This is a genomic window from Streptococcus mitis (assembly GCF_000960005.1).
GTDB classification, from domain to species: domain Bacteria; phylum Bacillota; class Bacilli; order Lactobacillales; family Streptococcaceae; genus Streptococcus; species Streptococcus mitis_CK.
Genome location: NZ_JYGP01000002.1, coordinates 1,488,256 through 1,509,483 on the forward strand (window position 1 = coordinate 1,488,256; position 21,228 = coordinate 1,509,483).

Below are 21,228 nucleotides of genomic sequence, written 5' to 3' on the forward strand. Positions count from 1 at the left end.
TGTTTACAAGGAGGAAGTATGCAAGAAAGTAATAAACGATTAAAAACAAAGCGAACTATTGAAAATGCTATGGTACAATTACTGATGGAACAGCCATTTGATCAAATTTCTACTGTCAAGTTAGCAGAAAAAGCCGGAATTAGTCGTTCCAGCTTCTATACTCACTATAAGGATAAGTATGATATGATTGAGCACTATCAAAGCAAGCTATTTCATACATTTGAATATATTTTCCAAAAACATGCTCATCACAAAAAAGATGCTATTTTAGAAGTCTTTGAATATCTAGAGTCAGAACCACTTCTGGCTGCCCTTCTTTCTGAAAATGGGACTAAAGAAATCCAAAATTTCTTACGAAATAAACTTCATATCATGCTCAGCACAGATTTACAAAAACGCTTTATGCAACTGAATCTCAATACCACTGAATTAGAATATAGTAGCATCTATCTAACTCACGCACTTTTTGGTGTCTGCCAAACTTGGATTGCACATGGAAAAAAAGAAAGTCCTCAAGAAATAACAGACTTCCTTATGAAAATGCTTGGTGATACAAATTGATACAAAAAGAGGAACACAGTTGTGTTCCCTTTTACCTATACTCCGCCAGTAGGACTCGAACCTACGACATCATGATTAACAGTCATGCGCTACTACCAACTGAGCTATGGCGGATAAAATAGTCCGTACGGGATTCGAACCCGTGTTACCGCCGTGAAAAGGCGGTGTCTTAACCCCTTGACCAACGGACCTTCTATCTGTAGCAGATATAACCATTATATCAATTTCTTGCTAATTGTCAATTACTTTTGAGATTTTTTCTCTAGAATATCTTTCAATTTTCTAATTTTTAATCTTGAAATAGGACAACGATGGTCTTCATAGAAAACAATTTCTAGGTTTTTTCGATCAATTTCTCTGATATTGCCTATATTTACCAAAAATGACTTATGAGGAGAATAAAATCGCTGAGTATGTTTGTCCTTTTCCTGAATATCTGTCATGGTACCATAAAATTCTTTTGCAAAATTCTTACCAATAATGCGCAATTTATGAGAAACTCCTGTCGTTTCAATATACAGAATGTCATGATAAGGAATTTTTAAATCATTTCCCTTGTAATTGTAGTCAAAATAATCTACCACATCTTCATTTTCAAGTAACATACTCTTCGTGTAGAAGATATTTTGCTCAATTCTCTTCTTAAATAACTCATCATTAATATCCTTATCAACAAAATCTAGAGCTGATACCTGGTATTTATAGGTTAGAGTAGCAAACTCTGATCGACTTGTGATAAAGACGATAATAGCGTAAGGATTGTGATGACGAATAAACTGAGCAACTTCAAACCCTTTTTTCTCAATTCCATGAATATCAATATCTAGAAAATAAAGCTGGTTTACTTCATCATTTTCGATATATTCCTTAAATTCACGAACTTTTCCCGTTGTCTTGTATGATATTGGAATATTCGATTCTTTCGAAATTTCATCCAATATTCTCTCTAGTCTCACTTGATGTTCAATAACATCTTCTAAAATTAAAACTTTCATTCAAATTCCCTCTTAAATCTAATGATTTGTCTAAATGTACTGCCTTCCATCTCTGTTTCTAAAATAATATTATTGTACTTATCTAGTAGTTCTTTCACATTATTTAATCCTACTCCGCGATTTCTTCCCTTAGTAGAGAATCCTAAAGCAAATAGATCTCCTGAAGGAGTCATCGTCATTTTACATGAATTCTGAATCACAATCACTGTTTCAGTTTCCATCTTAATAACTGCTACTTCCATCTGCTTTTTATAACTATCAGCCGATCCTTCGACAGCATTGTTCAATAAAACACTCATAATACGAACTAAATCCAGAAGGTCTATTGGTAGTCTAGTAATTATATCTTTTACTTCCAGTGTAAACTCTACACCGTTATTTCGAGCATAGACAATTGACTGAGCAACCAAACTTCGTAAAGCTGAATCTTCTATGTTGTTCAAATCAAAGTAAGTGTACTTATCTGAACGCAGTTTGTGATTAGCTTTGACCAAAACTTCATTGTAAACTCTGTCAATCTCCTGTAAATTACCACTGTCAATTGCCATCTGCATACTGACAAGCATCCCAGCATAGTCATGTCGAAAACCACGGATTTCATTATACAGACCGACAATTTCATCTGTGTAGTTTTGTAAATGTTTCTGTTCAAATTTCTTCTGCTTCAAAGCAATCTCTTTTTCCATTTGTTCTTTATAAGAATTCATTGCAAAGAAAATCAAAAGTAGAGAAATAAAGACAATAGATGATAAAATACTTCCAAAACTATTCAAATGTTTAATCGTACTTACCATATCTGAAACGAAAGATGCAACATGTAGCAGTAGTAAGGCAAAAAATACTTTTTTCAAAAAAGGATAAAGGTAGTCCTTATCAAAATAGGCTAGTTCCAAATGGAAATAATGAATGATTTTTAAGACAACAAAATAGGTCAACGTTGAGATTGCTAAAAAGAATAGGCCATAATATTGTAAAACAAAATTGTCTCCTGTTATAGAGGAGAAAGTCACGGACAGAAAGTTATGAGTGCTCTCATATAAAAGAGATAGTAGCAAACTTAGGAATAGTCCTCTATCCCTCTCATACTGTTTGATCCATCGAAAATAGGAATATAATCCCAAAGGAAATAAAAATGTTACAATTCCTAACCCATCTAAAGATAGAAAATAGAAGGGAAGTTCAAGTACTGCTTCTACTAGTAATGTATAAGCACCAAAAACGTATAGTTCCTTTGCTTTTATTTGACCTTTACAAATTAAATGGTAACTGTGACTAAGAATTAGAAAATATAATATAAAATCCACTACTAAGAAAAAATCCATTCTGCTACTCCTTTATCTTCTTCTAAATAAATTAAATAAAGCACCATCTGGTTTCCTCATCTCCCCACCTTGAATCTTTTGCAAGTCTTTTTCCTTCAAGGCTACAAACTGTTCCAATTTAACTGTGTTTTTCATAATAAAATCTCCTAAAATGTTTTTTTCCTGTAAGCTAACTTACAAAAACTATTATACAAAATGGAATTTCGTTTTAGATAAAATTCTCTCAACTGTCATTTTTTTCTCCCCAAGTGTACTTTTTTAAGAAAAAAGCCGGGAAAATTCCCAGCTTTGCTACTATATTGATCCCAGCAGGATTCGAACCTGCGACCGTTCGCTTAGAAGGCGAATGCTCTATCCAGCTGAGCTATGAGACCTGATACAGTTATTCTACCAAAAATTCAATTGAAAGTCAATTTTCTATTTATGATAGGGCGAGCCCTGTTGTATTGTAAAAGCCCGATAGATTTGTTCAACAAGGACTAGTCTCATTAACTGATGGGGCAAGGTTAAGCGACCAAAACTAACAGAAAGATTGGCTCTCTTTTTTACATCCTGTGCTAATCCCAGACTCCCTCCAATAATAAATGTAAGAGTAGAAAATCCTTTTATAGAAGCTTCTTCTAATTGTTTACTAAATTCTTCTGAGGAGAAAGTTTTCCCTTCGATAGCCAACACAATAACGAAATCACGGTCACCAACTTTTGATAAAATTCTCTGACCTTCTATTTCTAAAATCTTTTGATTTTCTGATTCACTAGCCTTATCTGGTGTTTTTTCATCTGCTAGCTCAATCATTTCAAGCTTAGCAAATCGAGAAATTCTTTTTGAATACTCTGTAATACCATCTTTTAAATACTTTTCTTTCAGTTTCCCAACTGTTACAACTTTAATTTTCATGACTCTATTCTAACATATTCTCTATTTTTTCACATCTTATTCACAAAACAAAAGGTTAATTTTAGCCGAGAAAACCACAGATTTTTGAAAGTTATCCACAATCTGTGAAAAACTTTTTGTGTTTAAGTTATAATTAAGCTAGTCAGTTTATACTTTCAGTAATTCAAAAATATGGAGGCAAATATGAAACATTTAAAAACATTTTACAAAAAAGGGTTTCAATTATTAGTCGTTATCGTCATTAGCTTTATTAGTGGAGCCTTGGGTAGCTTTTCAATAAACCAACTAACTCAAAAAAGTACTGTAAGTACCTCTAACAACAATAGTACTATTACACAGACTGCCTATAAGAATGAAAATTCAACAACACAGGCTGTTAACAAAGTAAAAGATGCTGTTGTTTCAGTTATTACTTATTCAGCAAACAGACAAAATAGCGTATTTGGTAATGATGATACTGACACAGATTCTCAGCAAATCTCTAGTGAAGGATCTGGGGTTATTTATAAAAAGAATGACAAAGAAGCTTACATCGTCACCAATAATCACGTTATAAATGGCGCCAGCAAAGTAGATATTCGTTTGTCAGATGGAACTAAAGTACCCGGAGAAATTGTCGGAGCGGACACTTTCTCTGATATTGCTGTCGTCAAAATCTCTTCAGAAAAAGTGACAACAGTAGCTGAGTTTGGTGATTCTAGCAAGTTAACCGTAGGAGAAACTGCCATTGCTATTGGTAGCCCATTGGGTTCTGAATATGCAAATACTGTCACTCAGGGTATTGTATCTAGTCTTAATCGAAATGTATCTTTAAAATCTGAAGATGGACAAGCCATTTCTACAAAAGCCATCCAAACTGATACTGCTATTAACCCAGGTAACTCTGGTGGCCCACTAATCAATATTCAAGGACAGGTTATCGGAATTACCTCAAGTAAAATTGCAACAAATGGAGGAACATCTGTAGAAGGTCTTGGTTTTGCAATCCCTGCAAATGATGCTATCAATATTATTGAACAGTTAGAAAAGAACGGAAAAGTGACTCGTCCAGCTTTGGGAATTCAAATGGTCAATCTCTCAAATATTAATACAAGTGATCTTAGAAGACTGAATATTCCAAGTAACGTAACATCTGGTGTCGTTGTTCGTTCTGTACAAAGTAATATGCCTGCCAATGGTCACCTTGAAAAATACGATGTTATTACAAAAGTAGATGACAAAGACATTGCTTCATCAACAGACTTACAAAGTGCTCTTTACAATCATTCTATCGGAGACACCATTAAGATAACTTACTATCGTAACGGTAAAGAAGAAACTACATCTATTAAACTTGACAAGAGTTCAGGTGATTTAGAATCTTAATTAACATCTATGTAAAGAAAGCTTTACATAAGAGAAAAGATGTGTTAGTGTAGAATCATGGAAAAATTTGAAATGATTTCTATCACGGATATACAAAAAAATCCCTATCAACCTCGAAAAGAATTTGATGGAGAAAAACTACATGAACTAGCACAGTCTATCAAAGAAAATGGGGTCATTCAACCGATTATTGTTCGTCAATCTCCTGTTATTGGTTATGAAATCCTTGCAGGAGAGAGACGCTATCGGGCTTCACTTTTAGCTGGTCTAACGTCTATCCCAGCTGTTGTTAAACAGCTCTCAGACCAAGAGATGATGGTCCAGTCCATCATTGAAAATTTACAAAGAGAAAATTTAAATCCAATAGAAGAAGCACGCGCCTATGAATCTCTTGTAGAGAAAGGATTTACCCATGCTGAAATTGCAGATAAAATGGGCAAGTCTCGTCCATATATCAGCAACTCTATTCGCTTGCTGTCCTTGCCAGAACATATCCTCTCAGAAGTAGAAAATGGCAAACTATCACAAGCCCATGCACGTTCTCTAGTTGGCTTGAATAAGGAACAACAAGACTATTTCTTTCAACGGATTATATATGAAGACATTTCTGTAAGGAAGTTAGAAGCTCTTCTGACAGAGAAAAAACAAAAGAAAAAGAAAAAAAATGATTATTTCATACAAAATGAAGAAGAACAGTTAAAAAAACTACTCGGATTAGATGTAGAAATCAAATTGTCTAAAAAAGACAATGGAAAAATCATTATTTCTTTTTCAAATCAAGAAGAATACAGTAGAATTATCAACAGCCTGAAATAAGGCTGTTCTTTTATTTTTTTTATCTCACAAGGTTATCCACTAATTTTTTTGATAAAAAGCTTAATAAATCAATAGTTTCTGCTTTTATCCCCAAGCTGTGGATAAAACTTGATAACATTGTGGATTATTTTTCACAGCTTGTGGAAAATTCTTGCTATCTATGGTAAAATAAGTCTAGCATTAAACTTTTAAATAGTAAAGGAGGAGAAAGGATTGAAAGAAAAACAATTTTGGAATCGTATATTAGAATTTGCTCAAGAAAGACTGACTCGATCCATGTATGATTTCTATGCTATTCAAGCTGAACTCATCAAGGTAGAGGAAAATGTTGCCACTATATTTTTACCACGATCTGAAATGGAAATGGTCTGGGAAAAACAACTAAAAGATATTATTGTAGTTGCTGGATTTGAAATTTATGATGCTGAGATAACTCCCCACTATATTTTCATCAAACCTCAATATACTACCGTCTCACAAGTTGAAGAAGCTCCAAATTCAACTCTTTATGACTATAGTCCAAAGTTAGCATCTATTCCTTATTCGGATACTGGATTAAAAGAAAAATATACCTTTGATAATTTTATTCAAGGGGATGGGAATGTTTGGGCAGTATCAGCCGCTTTGGCTGTTTCTGAAGATTTAGCCTTGACCTATAATCCTCTTTTTATCTATGGAGGACCTGGCCTTGGTAAGACTCACTTACTCAATGCAATTGGGAATGAGATTTTGAAAAATATTCCTGATGCGCGTGTGAAGTACATCCCTGCTGAAAGCTTTATCAACGACTTTCTTGAACACCTGAGACTGGGAGAAATGGAAAAATTCAAAAAAACTTACCGTAGCCTTGATCTCTTGTTAATTGATGATATCCAATCGCTGAGTGGAAAAAAAGTTGCAACTCAAGAAGAATTTTTCAATACTTTCAATGTTCTCCATAGCAATCAAAAACAAATTGTTCTGACTAGTGATCGTAGTCCTAAACACTTAGAGGGACTTGAAGAAAGACTTGTCACGCGCTTTAGCTGGGGATTGACGCAAAACATCACACCACCTGACTTTGAGACACGTATTGCCATTTTACAAAGCAAAACAGAGCATTTAGACTACCATTTCCAAAGTGATACCCTAGAATACCTAGCTGGCCAATTTGATTCAAACGTCCGAGAACTTGAAGGAGCAATCAACGACATCACTTTAATTGCCCGAGTGAAGAAGATTAAGGATATCACAATCGATATCGCTGCCGAGGCTATTCGAGCACGTAAACAAGATGTTAACCAAATGCTCGTCATCCCAATTGATAAAATCCAAAATGAAGTTGGTAACTTTTATGGTGTCAGCGTCAAAGAAATGAAGGGAAGCAGACGCCTTCAAAATATTGTGTTAGCCCGTCAAGTAGCCATGTATTTATCTAGAGAACTAACAGATAATAGTCTTCCAAAAATTGGGAAGGAATTTGGTGGAAAAGATCACACAACAGTCATTCATGCCCATGCTAAAATTAAATCTTTGATTGATGAAGACGATAATTTACGCTTAGAAATTGAATCAATCAAAAAGAAAATTAAATAACTTGTGGATAACTTTCACTTTATTATCTTTTTTATCCACATTTTTTAAACAAGCCAAAAAACTTGATATGACTTGTTTAAAGTCTGTTTTCCACAGATTTCACAGACTCTATTATTACTATTATCCTTCTAATACTAAAAATAAATAAAGGAGAATCCATGATTCATTTTTCAATTAATAAAAATTTATTTCTACAAGCATTAAATACTACTAAGAGAGCTATTAGTTCTAAAAATGCTATTCCTATTTTATCAACCGTAAAAATTGACGTGACTAATGAAGGTGTTACTTTAATTGGTTCAAATGGTCAAATTTCAATTGAAAATTTTATTTCTCAAAAAAATGAAGATGCTGGTTTGTTAATTACTTCTTTAGGTTCGATCCTTCTTGAAGCTTCTTTCTTTATCAATGTTGTATCTAGTCTACCTGATGTGACTCTTGATTTTAAAGAAATTGAACAAAATCAAATTGTTTTAACCAGTGGCAAATCAGAAATTACCCTAAAAGGAAAAGATAGTGAACAATATCCACGAATCCAAGAAATTTCAGCAAGCACTCCTTTAATTCTTGAAACAAAATTACTCAAGAAAATTATCAATGAAACAGCATTTGCTGCAAGTACACAAGAAAGTCGTCCGATTTTAACAGGTGTTCATTTTGTATTGAGTCAACACAAGGAGCTAAAAACAGTGGCAACAGACTCTCATCGTCTAAGCCAGAAAAAATTAACGCTTGAGAAAAATAGTGATGATTTTGATGTCGTTATTCCTAGCCGTTCTCTACGCGAATTTTCAGCGGTATTTACAGATGATATCGAAACTGTAGAGATTTTCTTTGCTAACAATCAAATCCTCTTTAGAAGCGAAAATATTAGCTTCTATACTCGTCTCCTCGAAGGAAACTATCCTGATACAGATCGCTTGATTCCGACAGACTTTAATACTACTATTACTTTTGATGTTGTAAATTTACGCCAGTCAATGGAACGTGCTCGCCTTTTATCAAGTGCGACTCAAAATGGTACTGTGAAACTTGAAATAAAAGATGGGGTTGTTAGCGCTCATGTTAACTCGCCAGAAGTTGGTAAAGTAAACGAAGAAATCGATACTGATCAGGTTACTGGTGAAGATTTGACCATTAGTTTCAACCCAACTTACTTGATTGATTCTCTTAAAGCTTTAAATAGCGAAAAAGTGACCATTAGTTTTATCTCAGCTGTTCGTCCATTTACTCTTGTGCCAGCGGACACTGATGAGGACTTCATGCAGCTCATTACACCAGTTCGTACAAATTAAGTGAAAGAGGTTGAGCCTGGCTCGCCTCTTTTATGATATAATCGAAAAAGAAAAGGAGAGTAGTATGTATCAAGTTGGAAATTTTGTTGAAATGAAAAAACCACATGCTTGCACAATCAAGTCAACAGGAAAAAAAGCTAATCGTTGGGAAATTACACGTGTAGGAGCAGATATCAAAATCAAATGTAGCAATTGTGACCATGTTGTCATGATGGGACGCTATGATTTTGATCGAAAAATGAATAAAATTATTGACTGAAAACCCTTAGTTAGAGGGTTAGCAAGTTTTCCCTTTTTGTGTTATAATATTAGGGATTGAAATGAAAACGGAGAATGAGAAAATATGGCTTTAACAGCAGGTATCGTTGGTTTGCCAAACGTTGGTAAATCAACACTATTTAATGCAATTACAAAAGCAGGAGCAGAGGCAGCGAACTACCCATTTGCAACGATTGATCCAAACGTTGGAATGGTGGAAGTTCCAGATGAACGCCTACAAAGATTGACTGAAATGATTACTCCTAAAAAGACAGTGCCAACAACATTTGAATTTACAGATATTGCAGGGATTGTAAAAGGAGCTTCAAAAGGAGAAGGGCTAGGGAATAAATTCTTGGCTAATATCCGTGAAGTAGATGCGATTGTTCATGTAGTTCGTGCTTTTGATGATGAAAATGTCATGCGCGAGCAAGGACGTGAAGATGCCTTTGTGGATCCACTTGCAGATATTGATACCATTAACCTAGAATTGATTCTTGCTGACTTAGAATCAGTCAATAAGCGCTATGCGCGTGTAGAAAAGATGGCACGTACACAAAAAGATAAAGAATCAGTAGCAGAGTTTAATGTTCTTCAAAAGATTAAACCAGTCCTTGAAGATGGAAAATCAGCTCGTACCATCGAATTTACAGATGAAGAACAAAAAGTTGTCAAAGGTCTCTTCCTTTTGACGACTAAACCAGTTCTTTATGTAGCGAATGTAGATGAGGATGTGGTTTCAGAACCTGACTCTATCGACTATGTCAAACAAATTCGTGAATTTGCAGCGACAGAAAATGCTGAAGTAGTCGTTATTTCTGCGCGTGCTGAGGAAGAAATTTCTGAGTTAGACGATGAAGACAAGCAAGAGTTTCTTGAGGCACTTGGGTTGACAGAATCAGGCGTTGATAAGTTGACTCGTGCTGCTTACCATTTGCTTGGATTGGGAACTTACTTCACAGCTGGTGAAAAAGAAGTTCGCGCTTGGACCTTCAAACGTGGTATGAAGGCTCCTCAAGCAGCTGGTATTATCCACTCAGACTTTGAAAAAGGCTTTATCCGTGCAGTAACCATGTCATATGAGGATCTAGTGAAATATGGATCTGAAAAGGCAGTAAAAGAAGCTGGACGCTTGCGTGAAGAAGGTAAAGAATATATCGTCCAAGACGGCGATATCATGGAATTCCGATTTAATGTCTAAAAATTTAATAAATAGTGTCAATTAGGTTGGAAAAAAAATTCCAACCCTTTTGGCTTTTGAAAGGAAAAATAAATGACCAAATTACTTGTAGGATTAGGAAATCCAGGAGATAAATATTTTGAGACCAAACACAATGTTGGATTTATGTTGATTGACCAACTAGCGAAGAAACAGAATGTCACTTTTACACACGATAAGATATTTCAAGCTGACCTAGCATCCTTTTTCCTAAATGGAGAAAAAATTTATCTTGTCAAACCAACGACATTTATGAATGAAAGTGGAAAAGCGGTTCATGCTTTATTGACTTATTATGGTTTGGATATTGAAGATTTACTCATCATTTACGATGACCTTGACATGGAAGTTGGGAAAATTCGTTTAAGAGCAAAAGGTTCAGCAGGTGGTCATAATGGTATCAAGTCTATTATTCAACATATTGGAACCCAAACCTTTAATCGTGTTAAGATTGGAATCGGAAGACCTAAAAATGGAATGTCAGTTGTTAACCATGTTTTGAGTAAGTTTGACAAGGATGATTATATTGGTATTTTACAGTCTATTGACAAAGTTGACGATTCTGTAAACTACTATTTAAAAGAGAAAAACTTTGAAAAAACGATGCAGAGGTATAATGGATAAATGGTGACCTTATTAGATTTATTCTCAGAAAATGATCAGATAAAAAAATGGCATCAAAATCTGACAGATAAGAAAAGACAATTAATGTTAGGCTTGTCAACTTCTACAAAAGCTTTAGCAATTGCTAGTAGTTTGAGACAGGAAGATAAGATTTTGTTGTTGACGTCAACTTATGGAGAAGCAGAAGGACTTGTTAGTGATCTTATCTCTATCTTGGGTGAGGAACTTGTCTATCCATTTTTGGTAGATGACTCCCCTATGGTCGAGTTTTTGATGTCTTCACAAGAAAAAATCATTTCACGGGTTGAAGCCTTGCGTTTTTTGACTGATTCATCTAAGAAAGGGATTTTAGTTTGTAATATCGCAGCAAGCCGATTGATTTTACCGTCTCCCAATGTATTCAAAAATAGTATTGTAAAAATCTCAGTTGGTGAAGAATATGATCAACACGCGCTTATCCATCAGTTAAAGGAAATTGGCTATCGAAAAGTTACACAAGTACAAACTCAAGGCGAATTTAGTCTGCGAGGAGATATTTTAGATATTTTTGAAATATCCCAGTTAGAACCTTGCCGAATAGAGTTTTTTGGTGATGAAATTGATGGTATCAGGTCATTTGAAGTCGAAACACAATTATCGAAAGAAAATCAGACAGAACTTACTATCTTTCCAGCTAGTGATATGCTTTTAAGAGAAAAGGATTATCAACGAGGTCAGTCAGCTTTAGAAAAACAGATTACAAAAACGTTATCACCTATTTTAAAATCATACTTAGAAGAAATTTTTTCGAGTTTTTACCAAAAACAAGTGCATTTAGATTCTCGGAAATTTTTATCTTTGTGTTATGACAAGACATGGACTGTTTTTGACTATATTGAAAAAGATACCCCAGTATTCTTTGATGATTATCAGAAATTGATGAATCAGTATGAAGTCTTTGAAAGGGAGTTAGCACAATACTTTACAGAAGAATTACAGAACAGTAAAGTATTTTCTGAGATGCAGTATTTTGCTGATACAGAGCAAATCTATAAAAAACAGAGTCCGGTTACCTTTTTCTCTAATCTGCAAAAGGGGTTAGGAAATCTCAAGTTTGACCAAATTTATCAATTTAATCAATATCCTATGCAGGAGTTTTTCAATCAATTTTCTTTTCTAAAAGAAGAAATTGAGCGATACAAAAAAATGGATTATACTATTATCCTGCAGTCTAGCAATTCAATGGGAAGTAAAACATTGGAGGATGTTTTAGAGGAATACCAGATTAAATTGGATTCTAGAGATAAGTCAAGTGTTTGTAAAGAATCTGTAAACTTAATCGAGGGTAGTCTCAGACATGGTTTTCATTTTGTAGATGAAAAGGTTTTATTGATAACTGAACATGAGATTTTTCAAAAGAAATTGAAACGTCGTTTTCGAAGACAACATGTTTCAAACGCAGAGAGATTAAAAGATTACAATGAACTTGAAAAAGGAGATTACGTTGTTCACCATATCCATGGAATTGGTCAATATCTAGGGATTGAAACAATTGAAATCAAAGGGATTCACCGTGATTATGTCAGTGTCCAGTATCAAAATGGGGACCAAATTTCCATCCCAGTAGAGCAGATTCAGTTATTGTCCAAATATATTTCAAGTGACGGGAAAGCTCCTAAACTCAATAAATTAAATGACGGTCATTTCAAAAAAGCCAAGCAAAAAGTTAAGAACCAGGTAGAGGATATAGCTGATGATTTAATTAAACTTTATTCTGAGCGCAGCCAGTTGAAGGGATTTGCTTTTTCAGCTGATGATGAGGATCAACATGCTTTTGATGATGCCTTCCCTTATGTTGAAACGGATGATCAACTTCGTAGTGTTGAGGAAATCAAGAGAGATATGCAGGCTTGTCAGCCAATGGATCGACTTTTAGTTGGGGATGTTGGTTTTGGAAAGACTGAAGTTGCTATGCGTGCAGCCTTTAAGGCAGTCAATGATCACAAACAGGTTGTCGTTCTAGTTCCGACGACGGTTTTAGCGCAACAGCACTATACGAATTTTAAGGAACGATTCCAAAATTTTGCAGTTAATATTGATGTGTTGAGTCGCTTTAGAAGTAAAAAAGAGCAGACTGAAACACTTGAAAAATTGAAAAAGGGTCAAGTTGATATTTTGATTGGAACCCATCGTATTTTATCAAAAGATGTTGTGTTTGCTGATTTGGGCTTGATGATTATTGATGAGGAACAGCGATTTGGTGTCAAGCATAAGGAAACCTTGAAAGAACTGAAAAAACAAGTAGATGTCCTGACCTTGACAGCAACGCCAATTCCTCGTACCCTTCACATGTCTATGCTGGGAATCAGAGATTTGTCTGTCATTGAAACTCCGCCGACTAATCGTTATCCAGTGCAAACCTATGTCTTAGAAAAGAATGATAGTGTAATTCGGGATGCTGTCTTGCGTGAAATGGAGCGTGGAGGTCAAATTTACTATCTTTACAATAAAGTTGACACGATTGATCAGAAGGTTTACGAATTACAGGAGTTGATTCCAGAGGCTTCGATTGGTTATGTTCATGGGCAAATGAGTGAGATTCAGTTAGAAAATACTCTACTGGATTTCATTGAAGGTCAGTATGATATTTTGGTGACAACTACCATTATTGAGACAGGGGTGGACATTCCAAATGCCAATACTTTATTTATTGAAAATGCGGACCATATGGGCTTGTCAACCTTGTATCAGTTAAGAGGAAGAGTCGGTCGTAGTAATCGTATTGCTTATGCCTATCTCATGTATCGTCCAGAAAAATCAATCAGTGAAGTCTCCGAGAAGAGATTAGAAGCGATTAAAGGATTTACAGAATTGGGCTCTGGATTTAAGATTGCAATGCGAGATCTTTCGATTCGTGGAGCAGGAAATCTTTTAGGAAAATCCCAGTCTGGTTTCATTGATTCTGTTGGTTTTGAATTGTATTCGCAGTTATTGGAGGAAGCTATTGCTAAACGACATGGTAATGGGAACACAAGAACCAAAGGGAATGCTGAGTTGATTTTACAAATTGATGCCTATCTTCCTGATACCTATATTTCTGATCAACGACATAAGATTGAAATTTACAAGAAAATTCGTCAAATTGACAACCGTGCCAACTATGAAGAGTTACAAGAAGAGTTGATGGACCGCTTTGGAGAGTACCCAGACGTGGTAGCCTATCTTTTAGAGATTAGTTTGGTTAAGTCTTATCTTGACAAGGTCTTTGTTCAACGTGTGGAAAGAAAAGATAATAAGATTACAGTACAATTTGAAAAAGTCACTCAGCGATTGTTTTTGGCTCAAGATTATTTTAAATCTTTATCCGCAACGAATTTAAAAGCAGCCATAGCTGAGAATAAGGGATTAATGGAAGTTGTATTTGATATCCGAAACAAGAAGGACTATGAAATTTTAGAAGATCTGCTCATTTTTGGAGAAAGTTTATTAGAGATAAAAGAATCAAAGGAAGCAATTTCCATTTAACATTTTTCTTCTATAAAAGGGATAAAAATGGTACAATAATAATTTGAGGTAATAAAAATGAGACTAGACAAATATTTAAAAGTATCAAGAATTATCAAGCGTCGTACAGTCGCAAAAGAAGTAGCAGATAAAGGCAGAATCAAGGTAAATGGAATCTTGGCCAAAAGTTCAACGGATTTGAAAGTTAATGACCAAGTTGAAATTCGTTTTGGAAATAAGTTGCTACTTGTAAAAGTACTGGAGATGAAAGATAGTACAAAAAAAGAAGATGCAGCAGGCATGTATGAAATTATCAGTGAAACACGGGTAGAAGAAAATGTCTAAAAATATCGTACAATTGAATAATTCTTTTATTCAAAATGAGCACCAACGTCGTCGCTATCTGATGAAGGAACGACAAAAACGTAATCGTTTCATGGGTTGGGTTCTTATTTTGATGATTTTATTGTTCATTTTACCAACTTATAATCTTGCCCAAAGCTATCACCAATTACTCCAAAGACGTCAACAGTTATCAGACTTGCAAACTCAGTATCAAACCTTGAGTGAGGAAAAGGAGAAAGAGACAGCTTTTGCTACAAAGTTGAAAGATGAAGATTACGCTGCTAAATACATGCGTGCAAAATATTATTATTCTAAGAATCGGGAAGCTGTTTATACGATTCCTGACTTGCTCCCAAGGTGATAAAATGGAAAATTTATTAGACGTAATTGAGCAATTTTTGAGTCTATCGGATGAAAAACTAGAAGAGTTGTCTGATAAAAATCAACTATTGCGTTTACAAGAAGAAAAGGAAAGGAAGAATGCGTAAATTCTTAATTATTTTGTTGTTACCGAGTTTTTTGACCATTTCAAAAGTCGTTAGCACAGAAAAAGAAGTAGTCTATACTTCAAAAGAAATTTATTACCTTTCACAATCTGACTTTGGTATTTATTTTAGAGAAAAATTAAGTTCCCCTATGGTTTTTGGAGAAGTTCCTGTTTATGCGAATGAAGATTTAGTAGTGGAATCTGGAAAATTGACTCCCCAAACAAGTTTTCAAATAACCGAGTGGCGCTTAAATAAACAAGGAATTCCGGTATTTAAGCTATCAAATCATCAATTTATAGCTGCGGACAAACGATTTTTATATGATCAATCAGAGGTAACTTCAACAATAAAAAAAGTATGGTTAGAATCTGATTTTAAACTGTACAATAGTCCTTATGACTTAAAAGAAGTGAAATCATCCTTATCAGCTTATTCTCAGGTATCAATCGATAAGACCATGTTTGTAGAAGGAAGAGAATTTCTACATATTGATCAGGCTGGATGGGTAGCTAAAGAATCAACTTCTGAAGAAGATAATCGGATGAGTAAAGTCCAAGAAATGTTATCGGAAAAATATCAGAAGGATTCATTTTCTATTTATGTTAAGCAACTGACTACTGGAAAAGAAGCTGGTATCAATCAAGATGAAAAGATGTATGCAGCTAGTGTTTTGAAACTCCCTTATCTTTATTATACGCAAGAAAAAATAAATGAGGGGATTTATCAGTTAGACACGACTGTAAAATACGTATCTGCAGTCAATGATTTTCCAGGTTCTTATAAACCAGAGGGAAGTGGTAGCCTCCCTAAAAAAGAGGATAATAAAGAGTATTCTCTCAAGGACTTAATAACGAAAGTATCTAAAGAATCGGACAATGTAGCTCATAATCTATTGGGATATTACATTTCAAACCAATCTGATGCCACATTTAAATCCAAGATGTCTGCTATTATGGGAGATGATTGGGATTCAAAAGAAAAATTGATTTCTTCTAAGATGGCTGGGAAGGCCATGGAAGCTATTTATAATCAAAATGGATTTGTGCTAGAGTCTTTGACTAAAACAGATTTTGATAATGAGAGAATTGCCAAAGGTGTTTCTGTTAAAGTAGCTCATAAAATTGGAGATGCGGATGAATTTAAGCATGATACTGGTGTTGTCTATGCAGATTCTCCATTTATTCTTTCTATTTTGACTAAAAATTCTGATTATGATACAATTTCTCAGATATCCAAGGATGTTTATGAGGTTCTAAAATGAGAGAACAAGATTTTTTAAATCATTTTCTAAAGAAGGGATATTTCAAAAAGCATGCTAAGTTGGTGCTAGCTCTTTCTGGTGGATTAGATTCTATGTTTCTATTTAAGGTATTGTCTACTTATCAAAAAGAGTTAGAAATTGAATTGATCTTAGCTCATGTGAATCATAAGCAGAGAATAGAGTCTGATTGGGAAGAAAAGGAATTAAGGAAGTTGGCTGCTGAAGCAGAGCTTCCTATTTATATCAGCAATTTTTCAGGAGAATTTTCAGAAGCCCGTGCTCGACATTTTCGTTATGATTTTTTTCAAGAGGTCATGAAAAAGACAGGTGCGACAGCCTTAGTCACTGCCCACCATGCTGATGACCAGGTGGAAACGATTTTTATGCGATTGATTCGAGGTACTCGTTTGCGCTATCTATCAGGGATTAAGGAGAAGCAAGTAGTCGGAGAGATAGAAATTATTCGCCCCTTCTTGCATTTTCAAAAAAAAGACTTTCCATCAATTTTTCACTTTGAAGATGCATCAAATAAGGAAAATCATTATTTTCGCAATCGTATTCGAAACTCATACTTACCAGAATTGGAAAAAGAAAATCCTCGATTTAGGGATGCAATCTTAAGCATCGGTAATGAAATTTTAGATTATGACTTGGCAATAGCTGAACTATCAAAGAATATTGATGTAGAAAATTTAGAGCAGCTATTGTCTTACTCTGAGTCCACACAAAGAGTTTTACTTCAAACTTACCTGAATCGTTTTCCAGATTTGAATCTTACAAAAGCTCAGTTTGAAGAAGTTAGACAAATTTTAAAAACTAAAAGCCAGTATCGTCATCCGCTTAAAAATGGTTATGAATTAGTAAAAGAGTATCAACAGTTTCGGATTTGTAAAATCAGTCCTCAGTCTGATGAAAAGGAAGATGAACTTGTGTTACACTATCAAAATCAGGTATCTTATCAGGGATATTTATTTTCCTTTGGACTTCCTTTAGAAGGTGAATCAATTCAACAAATACCTGTTTCACGGGAAACATCTATACACATTCGTCATCGAAAAACAGGGGATTTTTTGATTCAAAATGGGTATAGAAAAAAACTCAGACGTCTATTTATTGATTTGAAAATCCCTATGGAAAAGCGGAAATCTGCTCTGATTATTGAGCAATTTGGTGAAATTGTCTCAATTTTGGGAATTGCGACCAGTAATTTGAGTAAAAACACGAAAAATGATATAATGAACACTGTACTTTATATAGAAAAAATAGATAGGTAAAAAAATGTTAGAAAACGATATTAAAAAAATCCTCGTTTCACACGATGAAATTACAGAAGCTGCTAAAAAATTAGGTGCTCAACTCACTAAAGACTATACAGGAAAAAATCCAATTTTAGTTGGGATTTTAAAAGGATCTATTCCTTTTATGGCTGAATTGGTTAAACATATCGACACACATATTGAAATGGACTTCATGATGGTTTCTAGCTACCATGGTGGAACAGCAAGTAGTGGTGTCATCAATATCAAGCAAGATGTAACTCAAGATATTAAAGGGAGACATGTTCTATTTGTAGAGGACATCATTGATACAGGTCAAACTTTGAAGAATTTGCGAGATATGTTTATTGCAAGAGAAGTAGCTTCTGTTAACATTGCAACCTTGTTGGATAAACCAGAAGGACGTGTTGTAGAAATTGAGGCAGACTATACTTGCTTTACTATCCCAAATGAGTTTGTAGTAGGTTATGGTTTAGACTACAAAGAAAACTATCGTAACCTTCCTTATGTTGGAGTATTGAAAGAAGAAGTGTATTCAAATTAGAAAGAACAATTTTTAATGAAAAAACAAAATAATGGTTTAATTAAAAATCCTTTTCTATGGTTATTACTTATTTTTTTCCTAGTTACAGCTTACCAGTATTTCAGTACAGGTAGTGTTGCAGGGAAAAGTGAGCAAATTAATTATACAGAATTGGTAAAAGAAATTACCGATGACAATGTAAAAGAATTGACTTACCAACCAAATGGCAGTGTTATCGAAGTTTCAGGTGTTTATAAAAATCCTAAAACAAGTAAAGAAGAAACAGGTATCCAGTTCTTTTCTCCTTCTGCTACAACAGTAGAGAAATTTTCAAGTATTATTCTTCCTTCAGATACTACAGTATCAGAATTGCAAAAACTTGCTTCTGACCATAAGGCAGAAGTAACTGTTAAGCATGAAAGTTCAAGTGGTATGTGGATTAATATTCTTGTATCCATTGTGCCATTCGGTATTCTCTTCTTCTTCCTATTCTCTATGATGGGAAATATGGGAGGAAATAATAGCCGTAACCCAATGAGTTTTGGACGTAGTAAGGCTAAAGCCGCAAATAAAGAAGATATTAAAGTAAGATTTTCAGATGTTGCTGGAGCTGAGGAAGAAAAACAAGAACTAGTTGAAGTTGTTGAATTTTTAAAAGATCCAAAACGATTTACAAAACTTGGAGCCCGTATTCCAGCAGGTGTCCTTCTAGAGGGACCTCCAGGAACAGGTAAGACTTTGCTTGCTAAAGCAGTCGCCGGAGAAGCAGGTGTTCCATTCTTTAGTATCTCAGGTTCTGACTTTGTAGAAATGTTTGTCGGAGTTGGAGCTAGTCGTGTTCGTTCACTTTTTGAGGATGCAAAAAAAGCAGCACCAGCCATCATCTTTATAGATGAAATTGATGCTGTTGGACGTCAACGTGGAGTTGGTCTTGGCGGAGGAAATGACGAACGTGAACAAACCTTGAATCAACTCTTGATTGAGATGGATGGTTTTGAGGGAAATGAAGGGATTATCGTCATTGCTGCGACAAACCGTTCAGATGTACTAGACCCTGCCCTTTTGCGTCCAGGACGTTTTGATAGAAAAGTATTGGTTGGCCGTCCTGATGTTAAGGGTCGTGAAGCAATCTTGAAAGTTCATGCTAAGAACAAGCCTTTAGCAGAAGATGTTGATTTGAAATTAGTGGCTCAACAAACTCCAGGCTTTGTTGGTGCTGATTTAGAGAATGTATTGAATGAAGCGGCTTTAGTCGCTGCTCGTCGCAATAAATCGATAATTGATGCTTCAGATATTGATGAAGCAGAAGATAGAGTTATTGCTGGACCTTCTAAGAAAGATAAGACAGTTTCACAAAAAGAACGTGAATTAGTTTCCTACCATGAGGCAGGACATACCATTGTTGGTCTAGTTTTGTCGAATGCCCGTGTTGTTCATAAAGTTACTATCGTACCACGCGGACGTGCAGGCGGTTATATGATTGCACTTCCTAAGGAAGACCAAATGCTTCTTTCTAAAGAAGATATGAAAGAGCAATTGGCTGGTTTAATGGGTGGACGTGTAGCTGAAGAAATTATCTTTAATGTCCAAACTACAGGAGCTTCAAACGACTTTGAACAAGCGACACAAATGGCGCGTGCAATGGTTACAGAGTACGGTATGAGTGAAAAACTTGGCCCAGTACAATATGAAGGAAACCATGCTATGTTTGGTGCACAGAGTCCTCAAAAATCAATTTCAGAACAAACAGCTTATGAAATTGACGAAGAAGTTCGTTCATTATTAAATGAAGCACGAAATAAAGCTGCTGAAATCATCCAATCAAATCGTGAAACTCACAAGTTGATTGCAGAAGCATTATTGAAATACGAAACATTGGATAGTACACAAATTAAAGCTCTTTATGAAACAGGAAAGATGCCTGAAACCGTAGAAGAGGAATCTCATGCATTATCTTATGATGAAGTAAAGTCAAAAATGAATGATGAAAAATAACCCCCAGAGAGGCATGTCCTCTCTTTTTTGTGCAGTTGAGACGGTGTAGGGAACAGAATGGGGGAAATGGGACAAAAGTGTTTCTGAATCTGTTAGACTGTATCTAGAAAAGGGGACGTTATGTTTAAAGAATTATATGAAGAAGTCCAGGGGATTGTATATAAGTGTAGAAATGAATATTACCTTCATTTATGGGATCTATCGGATTGGGACCAAGAGGGGATGATTTGCTTACATGAATTGATTAGTAGAGAAGAAGAGCTGGCAGAAGATATTCCTCGTTTACGTAAATACTTCAAAACAAAGTTCCGTAATCGAATTTTAGACCATATCCGTAAACAAGAAAGCCAGAAGCGTAGATATGATAAAGAACCTTATGAAGAAGTAGGTGAGATTAGTCATCGTATCAGTGAGGGAGGTCTGTGTCTAGATGATTATTATCTCTTTCATGAGACACTAAGAGATTATAGAAACAAACAAAGTAAAGACAAACAAGAAGAGTTAGAACGCGTCTTAAGAAATGAACGCTTTCGAGGACGTCAAAAAGTGTTAAGAGACTTACGTATTGTGTTTAAAGAGTTTGACATCCGTACTCAATAGGAAGTCATACAAAAAAGATAAAAAGTTTAAAAAAGTAGTTGACAAAGTATGAAAAGTCGGTATAATAGTAAGAGTTGAAAATAACTCTGGTCCGTTGGTCAAGGGGTTAAGACACCGCCTTTTCACGGCGGTAACACGGGTTCGAATCCCGTACGGACTATGGTATGTTGTGGTTGTGGCACTTGATGAAAAAAGATTAAAAAAGTTTCAAAAAAGTGTTGACAAGCGAAAGCGACTGTGATATACTAATATAGTTGTCGCTTGAGAGAAGCGAGTGACAAAGACCTTTGAAAACTGAACAAGACGAACCAATGTGCAGGGCACTACAA

Annotated in this window: 21 protein-coding genes and 4 tRNA genes; 18 read left to right on the plus strand and 7 right to left on the minus strand. The window is 35.0% G+C overall.

Going from position 1 to position 21,228, the window contains the following annotated elements:
• Window positions 1-18: 18 nt before the first annotated feature.
• Window positions 19-561 carry a TetR/AcrR family transcriptional regulator gene (locus tag TZ90_RS08505; RefSeq protein ID WP_001158273.1) on the plus strand — a complete coding sequence of 181 codons (543 nt, stop codon included), beginning with the start codon at window positions 19-21 and terminating at the stop codon, window positions 559-561.
• Window positions 562-601: 40 nt separating this feature from the next.
• Here the strand turns inward: TZ90_RS08505 and TZ90_RS08510 are convergent.
• The 7 genes from TZ90_RS08510 to rlmH all read right to left on the minus strand — a co-directional run bounded on the left by TZ90_RS08510 (window position 602) and on the right by rlmH (window position 3,775).
• Window positions 602-675, minus strand: a tRNA-Asn gene (locus TZ90_RS08510).
• A 5-nt stretch (window positions 676-680) separates the two neighbouring features.
• Window positions 681-752, minus strand: a tRNA-Glu gene (locus TZ90_RS08515).
• A 51-nt stretch (window positions 753-803) separates the two neighbouring features.
• Entirely contained in the window at window positions 804-1,556 is a 753-nt protein-coding gene (comE, locus tag TZ90_RS08520) for a competence system response regulator transcription factor ComE (RefSeq protein WP_000866073.1), read from the minus strand.
• Window positions 1,553-2,878, minus strand: coding sequence for a competence system sensor histidine kinase ComD (gene comD, locus TZ90_RS08525; protein ID WP_045612502.1), 1,326 nt, complete (start codon window positions 2,876-2,878; stop codon window positions 1,553-1,555). Before comD ends, comE begins: the two co-directional genes overlap by 4 nt.
• Window positions 2,879-2,890: 12 nt before the next feature.
• On the minus strand, window positions 2,891-3,013 hold the full coding sequence (comC, locus tag TZ90_RS08530; RefSeq protein ID WP_045612506.1) for a competence-stimulating peptide ComC: 123 nt from the start codon (window positions 3,011-3,013) through the stop codon (window positions 2,891-2,893).
• A gap of 165 nt (window positions 3,014-3,178) precedes the next feature.
• Window positions 3,179-3,252 (minus strand) — tRNA-Arg (locus tag TZ90_RS08535).
• A 43-nt stretch (window positions 3,253-3,295) separates the two neighbouring features.
• A complete protein-coding gene (gene rlmH, locus TZ90_RS08540) occupies window positions 3,296-3,775 on the minus strand; it encodes a 23S rRNA (pseudouridine(1915)-N(3))-methyltransferase RlmH (RefSeq protein ID WP_045612508.1) in 480 nt (159 codons plus the stop codon).
• 183 nt (window positions 3,776-3,958) lie between these two features.
• On the opposite strand from rlmH, the gene htrA reads away from it, so the two are divergent.
• The 17 genes from htrA (at window position 3,959) to TZ90_RS08625 (ending at window position 21,059) form a co-directional block, all read left to right on the plus strand.
• Window positions 3,959-5,140 carry a serine protease HtrA gene (gene htrA / locus TZ90_RS08545; RefSeq protein ID WP_000681589.1) on the plus strand — a complete coding sequence of 394 codons (1,182 nt, stop codon included), beginning with the start codon at window positions 3,959-3,961 and terminating at the stop codon, window positions 5,138-5,140.
• A 57-nt stretch (window positions 5,141-5,197) separates the two neighbouring features.
• A complete protein-coding gene (locus TZ90_RS08550) occupies window positions 5,198-5,956 on the plus strand; it encodes a ParB/RepB/Spo0J family partition protein (RefSeq protein WP_000410371.1) in 759 nt (252 codons plus the stop codon).
• 213 nt (window positions 5,957-6,169) lie between these two features.
• Window positions 6,170-7,531, plus strand: coding sequence for a chromosomal replication initiator protein DnaA (dnaA, locus tag TZ90_RS08555; RefSeq protein WP_000660604.1), 1,362 nt, complete (start codon window positions 6,170-6,172; stop codon window positions 7,529-7,531).
• A gap of 158 nt (window positions 7,532-7,689) precedes the next feature.
• Entirely contained in the window at window positions 7,690-8,826 is a 1,137-nt protein-coding gene (gene dnaN, locus TZ90_RS08560) for a DNA polymerase III subunit beta (RefSeq protein ID WP_045612510.1), read from the plus strand.
• Between the two features lie 64 nt (window positions 8,827-8,890).
• Window positions 8,891-9,085, plus strand: a complete 195-nt coding sequence (locus TZ90_RS08565; protein ID WP_000285186.1) for a DUF951 domain-containing protein — start codon at window positions 8,891-8,893, stop codon at window positions 9,083-9,085.
• An 84-nt stretch (window positions 9,086-9,169) separates the two neighbouring features.
• The gene (gene ychF, locus TZ90_RS08570) at window positions 9,170-10,285 is read left to right on the plus strand and encodes a redox-regulated ATPase YchF (RefSeq protein ID WP_045612511.1); all 1,116 of its coding nucleotides are present in this window, start codon (window positions 9,170-9,172) and stop codon (window positions 10,283-10,285) included.
• Window positions 10,286-10,357: 72 nt separating this feature from the next.
• The gene (pth, locus tag TZ90_RS08575; RefSeq protein WP_045612512.1) at window positions 10,358-10,927 is read left to right on the plus strand and encodes an aminoacyl-tRNA hydrolase; all 570 of its coding nucleotides are present in this window, start codon (window positions 10,358-10,360) and stop codon (window positions 10,925-10,927) included.
• Window positions 10,928-14,431, plus strand: a complete 3,504-nt coding sequence (gene mfd, locus TZ90_RS08580; protein WP_045612513.1) for a transcription-repair coupling factor — start codon at window positions 10,928-10,930, stop codon at window positions 14,429-14,431.
• A 57-nt stretch (window positions 14,432-14,488) separates the two neighbouring features.
• A complete protein-coding gene (locus tag TZ90_RS08585; protein WP_001234978.1) occupies window positions 14,489-14,755 on the plus strand; it encodes an RNA-binding S4 domain-containing protein in 267 nt (88 codons plus the stop codon).
• Complete coding sequence (locus TZ90_RS08590; protein WP_000041905.1) at window positions 14,748-15,116, plus strand: septum formation initiator family protein; 369 nt, start codon at window positions 14,748-14,750, stop codon at window positions 15,114-15,116. Before TZ90_RS08585 ends, TZ90_RS08590 begins: the two co-directional genes overlap by 8 nt.
• A 4-nt stretch (window positions 15,117-15,120) precedes the next feature.
• A complete protein-coding gene (locus TZ90_RS10615; protein WP_020902316.1) occupies window positions 15,121-15,243 on the plus strand; it encodes an SP_0009 family protein in 123 nt (40 codons plus the stop codon).
• Window positions 15,236-16,504, plus strand: coding sequence for a serine hydrolase (locus TZ90_RS08600; protein WP_045612514.1), 1,269 nt, complete (start codon window positions 15,236-15,238; stop codon window positions 16,502-16,504). The genes TZ90_RS10615 and TZ90_RS08600 overlap by 8 nt, the downstream gene beginning before the upstream one ends.
• Entirely contained in the window at window positions 16,501-17,778 is a 1,278-nt protein-coding gene (gene tilS / locus TZ90_RS08605; protein ID WP_045612515.1) for a tRNA lysidine(34) synthetase TilS, read from the plus strand. Before TZ90_RS08600 ends, tilS begins: the two co-directional genes overlap by 4 nt.
• A 4-nt stretch (window positions 17,779-17,782) precedes the next feature.
• Window positions 17,783-18,325 (plus strand): hypoxanthine phosphoribosyltransferase, encoded by a 543-nt coding sequence (gene hpt, locus TZ90_RS08610; RefSeq protein WP_045612516.1) that lies wholly within the window; start codon window positions 17,783-17,785, stop codon window positions 18,323-18,325.
• A gap of 15 nt (window positions 18,326-18,340) precedes the next feature.
• Window positions 18,341-20,299 (plus strand): ATP-dependent zinc metalloprotease FtsH, encoded by a 1,959-nt coding sequence (gene ftsH / locus TZ90_RS08615; protein WP_045612517.1) that lies wholly within the window; start codon window positions 18,341-18,343, stop codon window positions 20,297-20,299.
• Window positions 20,300-20,419: 120 nt separating this feature from the next.
• The gene (locus tag TZ90_RS08620; protein ID WP_045611009.1) at window positions 20,420-20,899 is read left to right on the plus strand and encodes a sigma-70 RNA polymerase sigma factor region 4 domain-containing protein; all 480 of its coding nucleotides are present in this window, start codon (window positions 20,420-20,422) and stop codon (window positions 20,897-20,899) included.
• 88 nt (window positions 20,900-20,987) lie between these two features.
• A tRNA-Glu gene (locus TZ90_RS08625) sits at window positions 20,988-21,059 on the plus strand.
• Window positions 21,060-21,228 lie beyond the last annotated feature (169 nt).

Coding starts and splice junctions, on each gene's coding strand:
- tilS (WP_045612515.1), top strand. CDS start 16,501: ATGAGAGAACAAGATTTTTTAAATCATTTTCTAAAGAAGGGATATTTC.
- ftsH (WP_045612517.1), top strand. CDS start 18,341: ATGAAAAAACAAAATAATGGTTTAATTAAAAATCCTTTTCTATGGTTA.
- htrA (WP_000681589.1), top strand. CDS start 3,959: ATGAAACATTTAAAAACATTTTACAAAAAAGGGTTTCAATTATTAGTC.
- TZ90_RS08505 (WP_001158273.1), top strand. CDS start 19: ATGCAAGAAAGTAATAAACGATTAAAAACAAAGCGAACTATTGAAAAT.
- TZ90_RS10615 (WP_020902316.1), top strand. CDS start 15,121: ATGGAAAATTTATTAGACGTAATTGAGCAATTTTTGAGTCTATCGGAT.
- pth (WP_045612512.1), top strand. CDS start 10,358: ATGACCAAATTACTTGTAGGATTAGGAAATCCAGGAGATAAATATTTT.
- comD (WP_045612502.1), bottom strand. CDS start 2,878: ATGGATTTTTTCTTAGTAGTGGATTTTATATTATATTTTCTAATTCTT.
- TZ90_RS08600 (WP_045612514.1), top strand. CDS start 15,236: ATGCGTAAATTCTTAATTATTTTGTTGTTACCGAGTTTTTTGACCATT.
- TZ90_RS08590 (WP_000041905.1), top strand. CDS start 14,748: ATGTCTAAAAATATCGTACAATTGAATAATTCTTTTATTCAAAATGAG.
- rlmH (WP_045612508.1), bottom strand. CDS start 3,775: ATGAAAATTAAAGTTGTAACAGTTGGGAAACTGAAAGAAAAGTATTTA.
- comE (WP_000866073.1), bottom strand. CDS start 1,556: ATGAAAGTTTTAATTTTAGAAGATGTTATTGAACATCAAGTGAGACTA.
- TZ90_RS08585 (WP_001234978.1), top strand. CDS start 14,489: ATGAGACTAGACAAATATTTAAAAGTATCAAGAATTATCAAGCGTCGT.
- mfd (WP_045612513.1), top strand. CDS start 10,928: ATGGTGACCTTATTAGATTTATTCTCAGAAAATGATCAGATAAAAAAA.
- comC (WP_045612506.1), bottom strand. CDS start 3,013: ATGAAAAACACAGTTAAATTGGAACAGTTTGTAGCCTTGAAGGAAAAA.
- TZ90_RS08550 (WP_000410371.1), top strand. CDS start 5,198: ATGGAAAAATTTGAAATGATTTCTATCACGGATATACAAAAAAATCCC.
- hpt (WP_045612516.1), top strand. CDS start 17,783: ATGTTAGAAAACGATATTAAAAAAATCCTCGTTTCACACGATGAAATT.
- TZ90_RS08565 (WP_000285186.1), top strand. CDS start 8,891: ATGTATCAAGTTGGAAATTTTGTTGAAATGAAAAAACCACATGCTTGC.
- dnaN (WP_045612510.1), top strand. CDS start 7,690: ATGATTCATTTTTCAATTAATAAAAATTTATTTCTACAAGCATTAAAT.
- TZ90_RS08620 (WP_045611009.1), top strand. CDS start 20,420: ATGTTTAAAGAATTATATGAAGAAGTCCAGGGGATTGTATATAAGTGT.
- ychF (WP_045612511.1), top strand. CDS start 9,170: ATGGCTTTAACAGCAGGTATCGTTGGTTTGCCAAACGTTGGTAAATCA.